This window comes from uncultured Sphingomonas sp. (assembly GCF_937871615.1).
Lineage (GTDB): Bacteria > Pseudomonadota > Alphaproteobacteria > Sphingomonadales > Sphingomonadaceae > Sphingomonas.
The window spans coordinates 35048-49466 of the sequence record NZ_CALMPA010000023.1 but is presented as its reverse complement, the minus strand read 5'-3'; the positions used below and the strand labels follow the sequence as shown (position 1 = coordinate 49466).

Annotated in this window: 12 protein-coding genes; 3 read left to right on the top strand and 9 right to left on the bottom strand. The window is 64.7% G+C overall.

What is annotated here, in order from left to right:
• Positions 1-32: 32 nt before the first annotated feature.
• On the bottom strand, positions 33-257 hold the full coding sequence (locus Q0316_RS06475) for a hypothetical protein (RefSeq protein WP_298670724.1): 225 nt from the start codon (positions 255-257) through the stop codon (positions 33-35).
• A 284-nt stretch (positions 258-541) separates the two neighbouring features.
• Here Q0316_RS06475 and Q0316_RS06470 point away from each other — a divergent pair, with 284 nt between their 5' ends.
• On the top strand, positions 542-841 hold the full coding sequence (locus Q0316_RS06470) for a hypothetical protein (protein WP_298670723.1): 300 nt from the start codon (positions 542-544) through the stop codon (positions 839-841).
• A gap of 48 nt (positions 842-889) precedes the next feature.
• Here Q0316_RS06470 and Q0316_RS06465 read toward each other — a convergent pair whose 3' ends face one another.
• Together Q0316_RS06465 and Q0316_RS06460 are read right to left on the bottom strand one after the other, a co-directional pair.
• On the bottom strand, positions 890-3013 hold the full coding sequence (locus Q0316_RS06465) for a TonB-dependent siderophore receptor (RefSeq protein ID WP_298670722.1): 2124 nt from the start codon (positions 3011-3013) through the stop codon (positions 890-892).
• A 303-nt stretch (positions 3014-3316) separates the two neighbouring features.
• Complete coding sequence (locus Q0316_RS06460) at positions 3317-4000, bottom strand: protein-S-isoprenylcysteine O-methyltransferase (protein ID WP_298670721.1); 684 nt, start codon at positions 3998-4000, stop codon at positions 3317-3319.
• A gap of 99 nt (positions 4001-4099) precedes the next feature.
• Between Q0316_RS06460 and Q0316_RS06455 the strand changes: the two genes are divergently transcribed.
• Together Q0316_RS06455 and Q0316_RS06450 are read left to right on the top strand one after the other, a co-directional pair.
• Positions 4100-4528, top strand: a complete 429-nt coding sequence (locus Q0316_RS06455) for a hypothetical protein (RefSeq protein ID WP_298670720.1) — start codon at positions 4100-4102, stop codon at positions 4526-4528.
• Positions 4525-4800, top strand: coding sequence for an HU family DNA-binding protein (locus Q0316_RS06450; protein WP_298670719.1), 276 nt, complete (start codon positions 4525-4527; stop codon positions 4798-4800). The genes Q0316_RS06455 and Q0316_RS06450 overlap by 4 nt, the downstream gene beginning before the upstream one ends.
• A 122-nt stretch (positions 4801-4922) precedes the next feature.
• Here the strand turns inward: Q0316_RS06450 and Q0316_RS06445 are convergent, their stop codons facing one another.
• The 6 genes from Q0316_RS06445 to Q0316_RS06420 all read right to left on the bottom strand — a co-directional run bounded on the left by Q0316_RS06445 (position 4923) and on the right by Q0316_RS06420 (position 14223).
• Positions 4923-5234, bottom strand: a complete 312-nt coding sequence (locus Q0316_RS06445; protein ID WP_298670718.1) for a hypothetical protein — start codon at positions 5232-5234, stop codon at positions 4923-4925.
• 56 nt (positions 5235-5290) lie between these two features.
• The gene (locus tag Q0316_RS06440) at positions 5291-5761 is read right to left on the bottom strand and encodes a glycine zipper 2TM domain-containing protein (protein WP_298670717.1); all 471 of its coding nucleotides are present in this window, start codon (positions 5759-5761) and stop codon (positions 5291-5293) included.
• Positions 5762-5918: 157 nt separating this feature from the next.
• A complete protein-coding gene (locus tag Q0316_RS06435; protein ID WP_298670716.1) occupies positions 5919-8963 on the bottom strand; it encodes an efflux RND transporter permease subunit in 3045 nt (1014 codons plus the stop codon).
• Entirely contained in the window at positions 8960-10000 is a 1041-nt protein-coding gene (locus Q0316_RS06430) for an efflux RND transporter periplasmic adaptor subunit (RefSeq protein WP_298670715.1), read from the bottom strand. Before Q0316_RS06430 ends, Q0316_RS06435 begins: the two co-directional genes overlap by 4 nt.
• A complete protein-coding gene (locus Q0316_RS06425; RefSeq protein WP_298670714.1) occupies positions 9997-11358 on the bottom strand; it encodes a TolC family protein in 1362 nt (453 codons plus the stop codon). Before Q0316_RS06425 ends, Q0316_RS06430 begins: the two co-directional genes overlap by 4 nt.
• Before the next feature lie 198 nt (positions 11359-11556).
• Entirely contained in the window at positions 11557-14223 is a 2667-nt protein-coding gene (locus tag Q0316_RS06420) for a TonB-dependent receptor (RefSeq protein ID WP_298670713.1), read from the bottom strand.
• Between the last annotated feature and the right edge of the window lie 196 nt (positions 14224-14419).

Sequence of the window (14419 nt, the reverse complement as noted above, 5' to 3'; positions counted from 1 at the left end):
CGTTTTCGTCGACGGACCCAACGACTCACAGGCTATTGCTTGACCGGCTTGGCACCGGGGCCGCTGCACTTGGTGAACTTGCCCTTGGCGTCGCGGCATTTGGTCGGCTTGGCAGCGGCCTTGTTGGCGCATTTCACGAACTTCCCAGTCTTGGCATCCTTGCACGGTGCCGCGAGGGCCGGTGCAGCTCCGGCCATCAGCGTCATGGCGGCAAGAGCAGCGATGATCGAGCGCATATCCATCTCCTCGTCCGACATTCGGACGCTATAGCGCCATCGGCGCCGATCAACTGAAACGTGCGCAGGGGCGAGATGCACGATGATCAAATCCGAGATTCGTTGCGTCGGCGCTGAAAGGGCAAACCGCCTCGGCCGGCCGTGAATCCTAAAAGATACCAAAGTCCAGCGACACTCCTACGATGTGCGTAAACTTTCGGCTCACGTTGCAATGTTCCTTAACGCCAACTGCAAACCGCGTTCAGCAACAAGAACGGCGCGCGGATTCATAGGTGGGCCGGCAATTCACGAAAGGGAGAACAGCAATGCGCAAGACCTTGATCATATCGGCAGTCATGGCGTCCGTGGCAATGCCGGTCGCAGTGCCGGTGTCGGCGGACGCCCAGAGCTACAATCGCGGATATCATCGCCACTATCACTATCGGTGCAAGCGCAGCAACGGAACGACCGGTCTGATCGCGGGGGGCGCCGGTGGTGCTCTGCTCGGCAATGCGCTGGGCGGCGGAACGCTCGGTACGATCGCAGGCGGCGTTGGCGGGGCGTTGCTCGGCCGCCATCTCGACAAGCGCCATGACGCGGCACAGAATCGGCGCAACGGCTGCTGAGAGCCGAACGATTCCCGGGGCGTCGCCCGCGACGCCCCGGTGGTCATGCTAGAAGCGCGTGCGCAAGGTCAGCTTGAACGACCGCGGTTCACCCGGCAGCGCGCCGATGAATGTCGGGACCGTATAATAGACCTTGTCGGTCAGGTTGTTGACGCTGAGCTGGGCGTCGAAATGCTTCGTCCGCCACGAGAGCGCTGCGCGATAGATCGTATAGGACGGCACCTTGAGCAGTTCCAGCGCATCGGCATAGACCGCGCCCTTGTACACCACGCCTGCTCCGATACCGAACCCAGCCAGGGGACCGTCGGTCAGCGTGTAATTGGCCCAGAACGCGCCCGAGGTTTTCGGCGTCGAGCCAAGCTGCATCCCGTAAACCGACTGGTTGCTCACGAGGCCGGAGACGCTCCCCAGCGCGCGGGCGCGATTGATCGCCTCGACATAGGCGAAATTGCCGATGAGGCTCAGTCCCTTCATCGGCGCGCCGATGAGATCGAACTCGATGCCGCGCGAGCGCTGCCTGCCGACCTGCACGGGATCGGTGCCGGGCGTGAGCGTGACGAAATAGTTGCTGCGCCTCGTCTCGAACAGGGCGGTATTGGCATTGAGCTTGCCGTCCAGCAGTTGCAGCTTCAGCCCAGCCTCGACCTGACTCGATTTTTCCGGGATGGGAGAGAGGGAGCCGGATTCCGTCTGGACGCTCACGAACTGTCCAGCCGAATAGCCGCCATAGAGCGATACCCAATGGCTCGGCTGGTAAACCGCGCCAGCTTGCCAGCTGAAAAGGTCCGACGCGCCACGGCGGCTCGGCGCCGTCACCCCGACATTGTTGATATCGTCGAGCTGCATCCCGTCGTATCGGAATCCGGCGCGGATCTTGAAGGCATCGCTGATGTCCATCTGCTCCTGGCCATAGACCGAGAGCGATTCCGACATGATGTGACGATCGAAGGAGAGGGTACTCACCGTCGGCAGCGTCGTATTGGGTACGTCGGGCACGCCGTTCGTGAAGGTGATATTGCCGAGATTGTAGGTGCGTCGCACCGTCCGCACATCGGCAGAGGCATATTCGGTGCCGAACAGGATGGTATGTTTGATGGTGCCGGTCGTCGGGGTCATGACCGCCTCGAACTGCGCGGTCCAATATTCGGAATCGTCATATTGGGTGCGGCCGTTGCGATTGGTGATCGTATTGGATGCGCTGAGCAGGCTGGCCCCGCCGTCGCGCGCGATATCGATCTTGCGATTGTCGTAGATCACCGCCGCCCGCAGCTTGAGGATGTCGTTCGCCTGGAACTCGTCCTTCACGGTCACGCGATGGATCGTCTGGTCGACCCGGTTGAACGGGCTGTAGATGCGGATGCCGGGATCGAGATTGGCGAGCCTGCGGTTGAGCGTGAACGGAACGCCGAAATTGTCGACCACGTTGGACGCATCGCGATAGTCATAGTCGATCGTCAGCAGGTTGCGGTCGCCGAGCGCGAAGGTCAGCGTCGGCAGTATCTCGGTGATCCGCCGTTTAAGGCCGCGATAGCCGTCGCTGCGCTCGTAATGGGCGATGATCCGGCCGTCGATTCCGCTGGCGAGCGGGCCCGTCACGTCGCCGGTCAGCTCCCAGCTATTGAAGCGGCTGTACGATGCCGCAGCCTCGGCGGCGAAGCGGTCCTGCGGCGCCTTGGTGGTGATGTTGACTGAGCCGCCCGCCTCCGCGCGGCCGTAGAGCGCCGAGCCGGGGCCTTTCAGAACCTCGATCGACTGCACGTCCGCGAGCGTGCGGCGATAGCCCATGAAGGTGGGGCCGTCGGGCAGGCCGTCGCGCAGGAAGCGCATCGCGAGGCCGCGGATGACATAATTGTCGGCCAGCCCGTAGCCGCCGCCGAAATTGGGCGCGATGGCGCTGGCGTTGGTCAGCGCGTCGTCCATGTTCTGCGCGCCTTGATCGCGCAGCACCTCATCGGGGATGACGACGACGGCCGCCGGAATGTCCATCAGCGGAACATCGGTTTTCGCGCCGGTCATGGTTTCCTGCGGCGTATAGGCATTGATCCGCTGGCCGTTGACGATGACGTCGTCCGGATTGTGCTGCTCGTCCGCGAGGGCGGGGCTCGCCCAACCTAAAAGCGCGGTGCCCGCCAGCAGTCCGCGCAGCGCGCGCTGCCTCGAAGTCGATCTCATATTGTCCTCCCGGTATTTGCAAACGACTTGCAATAGCGGCCGGGTAGCGATCACGAATTACGGGGGCAAGGGGGACGCCGCAGATGTAATCAAATCCCAATCTTATCCCAATCTAACCGCCGTCGGTCAGATGGGGGAGCGCTGTGGGGGATATTGATTCGCGCGATCGGAAGCCCGCGTTCCGGACGATGAGCATCGATCCGGGCAGCCGATGCGATAAAGACGTGGCACGAGGTAGCCGGCCGCAGCGCCCCGCGCGCCTGCGATTCAACCTTCCACGGCACTTCGCGAAGTAGATGACGGTTATTTCGGGCGTTTCGGGAACAGCCTTCCGGCCCGAGCGCAATAAGCATCCCATGCCGCGCCGAAACGGGCGCGCATCATCGCTTCCTCATTGGGCACGCGGATGAACCACATGGCGGCGAAAGCGGGAACGACGAGGAACCCCGCGATCCAGTTGTGGATGAGCAGCGGCTGCGCCAGCGCCGAAATCCAGATGGCGGCATACATCGAGTTGCGGATGCAACCATAGACGCCGTTCGTCACCAGCGCATGATCCTCCCGCACCTCCAGCCCCGGAGACCAGTTGCGGCCGAGATCGGCATGGCTGCGCCAGAACAGCCAGAGATAGGGGATTTGCGCCAGCGCCCCGATCCACGTCGCCCATTCCGGCATGTCGTAATCGGCGAAGCGGAACAGGCCGAGCGCGAGATAGAGGAGCGGCAGCACCATCATGGCGAGGAACATGCCCGCCAGCAGCGCGATCTCCATGCCGTCCTTGCGCGCATCGACGACAACATTGGCGCGATTGCGCAGCGAGTGCGGGGTGCGGATCACGAACATCGCGACCATGACCAACAGCCAGACCAGGGAGCCCCAGCCATTCTCGCGCCAGCGCAATGCGGCGAGGACCAGCAAGGCGATTCCCAGGAGCATGGTCGCTACCGCGGGCAGGCTGGTCATCATCGAACGCTGCTTGTCGGCCATCGCGATCCTCCAAATCCGCGAAACGCGGCTTGATCCGGGATACGATATTTGCGAACTATTCGCAATTAGTGCTGAGAGCGACTCGCAAAAGGCTTTGCCGTGGCCGACTTTTTCATTCCCCTGAGTCCCGGCATCTACCGGTCCGGATCCCGACCGATGCGAAGCGAACGGGATGCCCATGCATGGACCCGCGCCTACGATCATCTGCTCGAGAAGAACGATCAGCTTGTTCTCATACTGGACGCGACGCAACGGCCCGGACCTGAAGCGGGTAAGCCGCTGGCGCTATGGCTCAAGGCGCGACGTGAAATGCTCGCGACAAAGGTGAGGCTTGCGGTTTACGTCGTTACGGATCCCGGCGAGCGGGTGGAGATGGAGCGGAGAAGCGCGCGTGCCGCGAAAGCGTGGCCTTATCCGACTGCATTCGCCGGCTCGTTCGAGGAGGCCGAACGCCGGGCGGTGGAAGCGCTGACAAGGCCTGTTACGGGTGATCTCGCCACCATCAGAAGAAAGGGAATTCCTTCATGAACAATAACGACCTCGCCGAGCAGGTAGCGGCCGCACATGGCCTGTCGAGGGCGGCGGCGCGCAAGATCCTGGACGCGGTGCTGACGGCGATTGCCGATGCCGGCGCCAGGGGCGAGGAGACCTCACTCAACGGCTTCGGGAAGTTTCGTGTCAAAGCCACGCCCGCTCGAGATGGACGCCATCCAAGAACCGGCGAACGTATGGCCATCAAGGCTTCGAAGAAGCTGGTCTTCACTCCAGCGAAAGCCGTGAAGGACAAGCTCAACGGCTAGTCTGCGCCGAGTTGATCGATATCTCGGCAGCGGCAAGCGGCGCTGGATGGATGATCCATTCGCCGCTTGCAGCCCGTCGGGAGCCGGCTGATAGCCAGAATAAATCTGCCGCTTGCGGGATATTATTGCTCGTCCTCGTCTTCCTCGTGCCAGTAGCCCCGATGTTCCCACCGTTCGTGCTGCCAGTATCGACGGCGAGCCTGCTCGCGTTCCCAGCGTTGACGTGCTTCCCACCGCTCATGGGCCAGCCACGCCTCGCGCCGGTCCTCGTCATAGGCTGGCCCGCGATAATAACCGTAGGGTCCGGGGCCGTCATCATAGGCGGGATAGCCCGAGCCGACGTAGAAGCCGAAACTCTGGGCATTCGCCGGTGTTGAGATGCCGCAGATCGACGCAGCGCCGATCACGGCTGGAATCATAATCTTGCGAAACATGCTCTCTCTCCCGTCAGTCCAAATACAATTCGGGCAGTGACGACATTTGCGGTGCGTCAGCAGCCGTTGCCGGAGCGTTCGATTGCCCGCCCGGCAAGGGCGCCCGCCGCGCCGCCTATGACCGTTCCAAGCGTGCGATCTCCATCGCCGGCGATGCCATTGCCAAGCAGACCGCCCGCGATCGCGCCGACGATCGTCCCGGTCGTGCCGCTGCGGCGGCAGCGATAATGATATTGCGGCCTGGCATAATAGCTGCGCTCGTAGCCGGTCTGATCATAATAGCCGCGATCTCGCGAATAGCCGTCGTTTTCCCAACCGCGCGAGCGATAACCGCGATCATCCCATGAGCGCCGGTCGCGCCAGTTATCGCCACCCTGATAGCGATCACGCTCGTCGAAACGGCTGTGATCATATCGGTCATCCGCTCTGCCGTTCCAGTAGCGGTCCTGCGCAACCGCGGCAGCCGGCATGATCGCAGCGGCGAATGTCGCTGCCATCGCTGCGCTGGTGAGCATCTTGCGTAACATCTTGCAATCTCCTCGACATGGATGTCTGCGGATAAGGAAGATTTAAGATGACCCGCATGAGTTAACGCTGAATACAGGCCGCAGGTGTTATTCACCTTCATTGTAATTTCGCAATGTCCGGTAAAGGATTATGCGCAAGCTTACCTGGTAGAGAATATCATGCGGTTAGGGAGGTATCGTCCCGCGTGGCGATCAGCCCGATCAATACCGGCATGGCAAGCAGCACGAGCGGATATTGCAGCAGCAGGCCTGCGATGATCGCGATCGCCAGCGGCTGCTGGATGCCCGCGCCCGAGCCGATCGCCAGCGCGAGCGGCAGCAGGGTGAGGATCGCGGCGAGCGTCGTCATGGTGATCGGGCGCAGGCGGTTGCGGCTCGCCTCGCGCGCGGCGTCGCGGTGCGGCATGTGGCGCGCCAGTTCCTCATATTCGCTGACGTAGAAGATCGCCATCTCGGTGCCGATGCCGATGATCATCGTCATCCCCATCAGCGCGGTGATGTTGAGGTCGACGCCGGTGAGCCACAAAGCGGTGAACACGGCCGTGGTGGAGAGCAGCGAGCAGCCGATGATGACCAAAGGCGTCGCGAAGCGGCGATAGAGGATCAGCAGCAGGATGAACTCCGCGATCAGCGCGGCGAGGAACACCCGCGTCAGCCCGGCGAAGGCGATTTGCTGCTGCTGGTAGAGCCCGCCGAGATCGTAGCGGACGCCCGGCGCGAGCATTCCCGGTTGCGCCAGCACCGCCTTGATATCCGCGATCGTTGCACCCAGCCCGCGCGCCTCGATCCGGCCGGTGACGGCGGCCATAGGCTCGAGGTTCTCGCGCGCGATCTGCGGCTGGCCGGTGACGGGGCGGAGGTCGGCGACGCGCGACAGCGCGAAGACATGGCCGTCGCCGGCGCGGATCGGCAGGTCCGCCAGCCCCTCGCGGGTGAGCGTCATCGCCTCGGGCAGGCGGACGCGGACGTTGATCGCCTTGGTCGGCTGGGGGAGGGTGGTGGCGATCGCGCCGTTCAGCGCGGTGTCGATCGCGGCCTGCACCTCCGCCGGGGTGACGCCTTCGAATCCGGCGCGGATCGGGTCGATCCGCACGTCGATCGCGTCGCCGGCGAGCTGCACCCCGTCCTTCACCTCGACCACACCGGAAACCTTGCCGATCGCGGCGGCGACCTTGCGCGCCTGATCGGTGAGGATCGTGGGATCGGCGGCGAACAACTTGATCTCGATTGGCTGCGGCACGGCGGTGAGGTCGCCGATCAGGTCTTCCATCAATTGCGCCACCTCGACCGCGACGCCGGGCACCCGCGCGTCCACCTGATGCGCGATGGCCGTGGCGACCTCCTCGGTGCCGCGCGCGTGACCGGGCTTCAGCCGGACGAAGTAATCGCCGTGATAGCTCTGCCCGAGATCGCCGCCGAGGCCGGTGCCGAGCCGGCGCGAGAAGGTCAGCACATCCGCGTCGGCGCGCAGCAGCGCATCGACCTGGCTCATCCGCCGCTCGGTCTCGATCAGCGAGGTGCCGGGCGGGGTATAATAGTCCATCACGAATCCGCCCTCGTCCACCTTGGGCATGAAGCCGGTCGGGACGTTGGCGTAGCCGACATAGCCGAGGATCAGCAGCGGCACGGCCAGCGCGGCCAGCAGCCACGGGCGGGTCAGCAATAGGTCCAGTCCTCGATCGTGCCAGCGTGGAAGGCGCCCCTCGCCAGAAGCGGCGGGGTCGTGCGTGGTGTCGAAATCAACCAGCCGGGCAGTGAGCGCGGGGACGACGAAGGCGGTCATCGCCCAGGAGATCGCCAGCGCCGCGCCCATCGTCAGCGACAGCGCCTTGGAGAACGCCCCCGTCACGCCCGTCAGGAAGGAGAGGGGGAGGAACACGATCAGCGTCGCGAGGCTCGATCCGGTGAGCGGGGCCATGAACTCGCGTGCGGCCGGCAGCACCGCCGCCTTCCCGCCCGATCCTTCCGCGCCTGCGCGGCGCACGATATGCTCGACCATCACGATCACGTCGTCGATCAGCAGGCCGACAGCGGCGGCGATCCCGCCCAATGTCATGATGTTGAAGCTCATGCCGCAGATCGTCAGCACCAGCACGGTCGTCGCCAGCGTCGCCGGCACGACGATCGCGGCGACGAGGGTGATGCGCCAGCTCCTGAGGAACAGCAGAAGGACGAAAGCGGCAAGGACCAGCCCGATCAGCACCGCATCGCGCACGCTGGCGACGGATTCGGTGACGAGCTGGCTCTGATCATACCAGCAGACCAGCCGTGTGCCGGGCGGCAGCTTCACATGCGCCAGCTTCTGCTCGACCGCCTTCGCGATCTGCACGGCATTGCCGTCCGGCTGCTCGTAGATGTTGAACAGCACCGCCGGCCGCCCGTCCTCGCTGACGCGCAGCCATTGCGGCATGATCCCCTGCTGCACGGTGGCGACGTCGCGCACGCGCACCACGCCGGCCGGATCGGCCTTCACCACCACCTCGCCGACCGCCGCCGCGCCCGGGAGCGTGCGGTCCGCGATCACCAGCGACAGCCGCCCGCGATCCTGCACGCGGCCGACCGCGCTGAGCACGTTGCCGTTGGCGATCGCGGTGGAGAGGTCGCCCATCGCCAGCCCGTGCGCGGCGAGGCGCGCGGGATCGGCCAGCACCTGTATCTCCGCCGTCTCGCCGCCCTGCACGTCGACGCGGGCGAGGCCGGTGATGCTGCTCAACAGCGGCACGACCTGATAGCGCGCGAAATCCTGCAATTGCGTCGGCGTCGCCTGCTGCGATTCGAGCGCATAGGAGATGATCGGGAAGACCGTCGGGTCCATCCGGCGGACGTTGTATGTTGTGCCGGGCGGCAGCGCGCCCAAGGCGCGCGACATCGCGCCCTCGACCAGCAGGGTGCTCGCCACCATGTCGCGGCCCCAGCCGAAGTCGATCGAGATTTGCGCCGCGCCACGCGTCGTCTCCGAGCGCACGCTCTGCACCCCCTGCACCGCGCGGAGCGCCTGCTCCACCGGGGTGGTGACGGTGAGCGCGGTCTGGTCGGCGGGACGTGATCCGGCGTCGATATCCACCACCACGCGCGGGAAGGAGACCTGCGGAAACAGCCCGATCGGCAGCGAGAAAGCCGCGACCACGCCCGCGATCGCCAATGCCACCGCGATAGTGAGGAACGCCCGCGACTGGCGCTGAAGCAGCGAGGCGTAGCTCATCGGCCGCGCTGCGCCCGCACCGCGTCGCCATCGCCGAGCTGATACGCGCCGTCGACGATCAGCGGCGCGCGGGCATCAAGCTTTCCGGAGACAAGATCATTGTCCGGGCGCGCCACGTCGACCGTGACCGGCACCGCCTTCGCCTTGCCGCCGGCGATCTGGAACACGTTGGCCTTGCCGTCGCTGTCCACCACCACGGCGCGATGCGGCACGAGCCAGCCCTCGGCGCGGCCCGTCTCGATCGCCACGCGCATCGCCTCGCCGGGCAGGATCGCGCCGGCGGGATAGGCGATGTCCACGTCGATCTGGCGCGTGCGCGGGTTGAGCATCGCATCGACGCGCTGGACATGGCCGGCCACATCCGCGCCGCCGTCGAGCCGCGCGAGCGTGACGGGCGCGCCGACGCGCAGGTCCGCGCGCCGGGCGGGATCGACCCCGACCGTCACGATCATCGCGCCGGTCCGCGCAATCGTCGCGAGCGCCTGCCCCGGCTGGGTGCGGTCGCCCGGCGCGACGGGCAAGGTGCTGACGATGCCGGCGAAGGGCGCGCGCAGGGTGAGCGTCGCCGCACCCGCGCCTTCCTTCGCCAGGGCGGCCAGCGCGACGCGCGCGTCGGTGACGACCTTCTCCGCCTGCACGAGCTGGTCACGCGTCGCGAGTTGCTGGGTGACCAGCTGGGCGGTCGTCGCGCGCTGCGATTCCGCCGCCTTCACCGCGCCTTCCGCCTGAAGATAGGTGCTGCGCGCCGAGGGAGCGACGGCGAACACCACCACTGGCACGCCGGCTGCAACGCGCGTGCCCGCGACGGCGGGGATCGCGACGACCTGCCCCGGCTGCTGGACGCTCAGTGTCGCTACGCCGTTGGCGGCGGGGGTCGCCTGACCATAAGCCTCGATCACGCGCGGCAGGCTGCCCTGGCGAGCGGCTATCGCCGTCACCAGCGTGGTTCCAGCCGCCGTATCGTCGGGAGAGCCGGAAGATCCACACGCGCTCAGCAGGCAGATGGCGATGGCAGGCCAGATCGTGCCGGATTTCACCGTGCGGCTCCTTTCGTGCCGGGGTCCGCTAGGCCGAGCGTATCGACGCCTGGAAGACCGGTGCCGAGCAATGTCTCGATCGCCACCTGCCGATCGAGCAGGCTCAGTTGCAACGCATACACTTCCTGTTCCTTGGTGAAGCGGTTGGTGACGAGATCGACATAGGCGCGTTCGTCGAGCGCGGACTTGCCGAAGGCGGCGGCGGCGCGGGCGGCGGCGAGCCGCGCGCCGGGCAGATCGCGTTCCACGATCGCAAGCTGCGCGCGCATCCGCTCCATTTCCGACAGAAGCGCGCCGACCTCGCCCACAGCCGCATCGAGCCGCGCGGCATATTCGGCGCGGAGCTGTTCGCGGGTGGCGCGGGCGATTGCGATATTGCCCTGATTGCGATCGAACAGCGGCAGGCCGATCTGCGCGTTCGGCCCGGCGTTGATGACCTTGCTGTTGTCGCTTGACACGCTGCCGCCGAGGATGAAATCGGGGAATTGCGACAGGATCGCCCCGCGCAAAGCCTCGTCCTGCGAGGCATAGCCGAAGCGCAGCGCGAGCAGGTCCGGCCGCCGCTCGGGCAGGGTGGCGAGGCTGGCGCGCGCGACGGGGATGTCGAGCGGCGCGATGTCCGGGGTGGCGGCGAGCGGCACCACCACGTCGGGCGCGAGCGCGAGCAGCGCATTGAGCTTGTGCCGGTCCTGCAATTGCTGCTGGTCGAGCGCCTGAAGGCTGACGCGCGCCTGCTGATAGCCGATCGCGCTTGGGGCGGCGGTCACCAATGTCGCATTGCCGGCGGCGAGCGCCTTCTGCGTCACTTCATAGCGGTGACCGAGCAACGCCACCGCTTCCTCCAGCATCGCGCGCGTCTGTTCGCGCTGGATCAGGTCGACCGCGAGTTGCCGCGCCTGTCCGGCGGCCTGCCATTCCTGCCACAACAGGTCGGCGCGCACCTGCGCCGCCGCATGGCGCGCGCCGCGCAGCTTCGGGCCGCGGATGATGAGCGCCTTCAGGTCCTGCGTGAGCCCGAAATTCCACGCCGGCACTGTGCCCGCGCCGGAAACGAGCGGCAGGAACGCGCCGGTCAGCGAGGGATTGGGCAACACGCCAGCCTGCACGAGCTGCGCCTCCGCCACGCCGCGCTTCGTCCGCGCCGCGACCAGATCGGGCGCGCGGGCGACGGCGAGCGCGACGACATCCTCCACGCTCAAGGGGCGGGCCGGCACTTGCGGCAGATCAGCCAGCGTCGCGGCCAGCGCCGGGCGCTGGGCAAGGGGGGCAGCCGCATAGTGCGCGCAACCGCCGAGCAGCGCTGTCACGATGAACAGCGGCGGGAGCAACAGCGGGCGGTTGCTTGGCAGGATTGTCATCAAGGCTCCGCGATCGGTCACGATCCGCCATTCCTTAGAGGCGTTTCGCGGCGAACGGACATTGTATTATCCCAATGTTTGCAGATTGAAGCGGGCAAGACCTTCGCGACGAATGAGGCGAAAGCGTCCACAACCGATGCCGGAACAGCAGCGTGCCATTCGCTTCTGCAGATATGCGGATTCGCGGTTTTCGGGGTCCTAAAGGCGTATCTTTACGCCGCCCTCCAGCGTCATGTCGTAATATTCCCGCTGCACCGGCCGATTGCTGCTGCCTTCATAGAAGCGAAGCGGCGCGTTCGTCAGGTTCTTTGCGTTCACATAGAGGCTGACGCGCTTCGTCAGGTCGTAGCTGCCGTTGATGTCGAGCGTCAGGCGCTTGTCCTGGAAGATGTCGGTCGCGCGCGTGCCGCCCACACCGAACAGGGCGGGAGCTTCATATTGTCCTGCGACGCGCACCTTGATCCGGCCGGCTTCATAGAACAGCGCGGCATTGGCGCTATATTCGAATGTGCCGGGCAACGGCACGGTTTCGCCGTCACGGACCTGCGCCGCGCTGTCCACATAGGCAGCGTTGGCTTCCACGCCGAAGCCGCGGAAGATCGCGGGCTTGTAGTTGAGCCCGAATTCGATGCCGCGCGCGGCGGCGCGGACGTTGTCGAAGGTGTCGAGGACGGCGATCCCGCTGATGCCAGGATAGCTGCCATGTATCGACCGCGCGACAATGTAGTTGCGGAACTCCTTGTCGAAGAAGCCAAGCGAGACGATCCCGTTGCCGGGAAGATAATATTCGAACGAAAGGTCGAAATTATGCCCATAGGTCGGCTTGAGATCGGGATTGCCGGTCGTGACCACACCGCCGCCTAGGTCGACTCGCGACGACTGAAGGGTCTGGTAGAAGCCGGGCCGCGCGATACCGGTCGAATAGGTTGCACGGAGGATGAACTGCGGCTGGATCGCGTATCGCAACTGTAAGGTCGGAAAGACATTGGTGTAGTCATGCGTCACCGATGCCGGCGCATAGTTGATATCGCCGTTCGCTGCGGTGAGCTGCGACATCCCGCGGTAGATTGCGTGCGTATGTTCGACCCGGATGCCGGCCAGAACGCCGAGACTGCCGATGTCTCCCTTGTACTGGACGTAGCCCGCGCTCACATTCTCGGTGTCGTCGAAGGAGCCGCGCGCGTCGGTGGCGAGATCGCGTGCGAGGTTGCGCGTGAAAAGGCCGGGGTTGGCGGAAAGGAAATCCTCGAGCTTCCTGGGGTCCAGCAGCGCGCCGATCGCGTAGCGGCCGCCGTAGAAGTTGTCGACGACGGTGCCGTTGGAGAATTGCGAAAGCCCGACTGGCGGCCCGTTATAGCTGTAGGTGAAATTCTGCTGCGACGCATATTTGCGACGATAGCGCAGCTTGCCGCCGATCCTGATCTCGTCATTGTCGAGGAGACGCAGCGGAGTCGCGAGATTGGCGGCATAGGACCATTCGCGGTCGCGGTCCGGCTCGCGAACGTTGCTGATGGACGCGAGCGTGTAATTCGCGGAATCGGTGACGCTGGGGCCGGTGACCGTGACCGCAGGGTGGTTCGGATCGGTCGCGTTGTCATAGCCGACGGTCAGTCCGCCCGGGCCGGCAAAGGTCGTATTGTAATCGTAGTGCTTGTCGTAGGAAGCCCGCGAATAGGCGCCGAACCAGTCGAAGACCGTCTCGCCGAAATGGTGTTCGCCGCCGAGCTGGAACACCATATTCCGGTGCGTCTCGTCGTAATGGCGCAATGTCTTCACGGTTGAAGCGTTGCTCGCAATCAGTCCGTTGGCGTTGGCGGGATCGACCGTGACCGGATCACCCAGTCCGTCAATCTCCAGGCGATTGCGCCGGGCGCTTTCATTATAGCCCGCGATGCTGGCGCGCGCGTAGATGCGGTGGTTGTCGCTGGGCGTGAAATCGAGCTCGCCGCTATAGCCGAAGCGCTTGCGGTCATATTGGTATTTGCGCATCTCGAGCGCGTCGAACGCCTTGTCCGGCGTAACAGGCTGGTTGTTGAAATAGGCCGCCTCGAGGTCATCGAAAGTGCGGCGGTCATTGTAGAGGAACTGGGTCGCCACGAACGAGAAGTTCGAATTGCCGCTGGCGTTCGTTCCCCCGAAGGGCGCGCCTACGACGACCTCATCGCGATAGAGGCCGGTATTGGCGAAGGTCTCAAGACCGCCGCCAAGCGTGATTTCCGCGAAGGGGCGTTTGATACCGACCGCCGAGCGGGGAGAAAGCTCGATTGAGCCGCCAAGTCCCTCGGCGTCGTGGTCGGGCAGCCCCGTCTTGATCACGACGATCCGGTCGATCGCGCCAATCGGCACCGTATCGAACTCGACGGCGCGGCCGGCCGCGTTGAAATAGGTGCCGCCCGGCTGGGTGTTGAGCAGTACCACGCCACCGAACGTCGCCCCATTCAGGTTGCCGTCGAGACCGCGGATGTTGACGAAGCGTCCTTCGCCCGTGTCGATCGACAGCGCAACGCCAGGGACACGGCTAAGGGCCTCGGCCGCATTCACGTCGGGATATTTGGCGATAGTTTCGGCCGGCTGGATGTTGACGAGGTTGGGGGCCTGCTGCTGCTCGGTTCTCGCGGTATCGGCCCGGCGTGCGGATACCACGATATCCTGCCCATGCTGGGGGTCGTCATGGTTATCCCGATCCTCCGCGAACGCCGGCACGGCGATGACAGTCAGGATGGCGGTAGTCAGCATCAAACGGATTCGCATGGTCGACCGGAACCCCCGCGATTTTTTACCGATGACTCGGCGTTGCTCATGTGCGGGGTTCGATGACGATGCTGGATGACAGTATTGCGAAATTGTTCGCTTTCGATCTTTCATTGAATAAATATAATGTAGATTGTGGTAAGGTAATGTTCGTGACAGTTTGAAGTAGGGTAATACTGAATAAGATCAACGCGCGTTAAGCGGTCCGGCATTCGGAGGTTCGGACCGGCTCGCGGGACACGCCCGGGCGGCGATCATTTCAAACACGAACTTGCCCGATCGATCGTTCGCCGCAACCGGGGCACTTCTT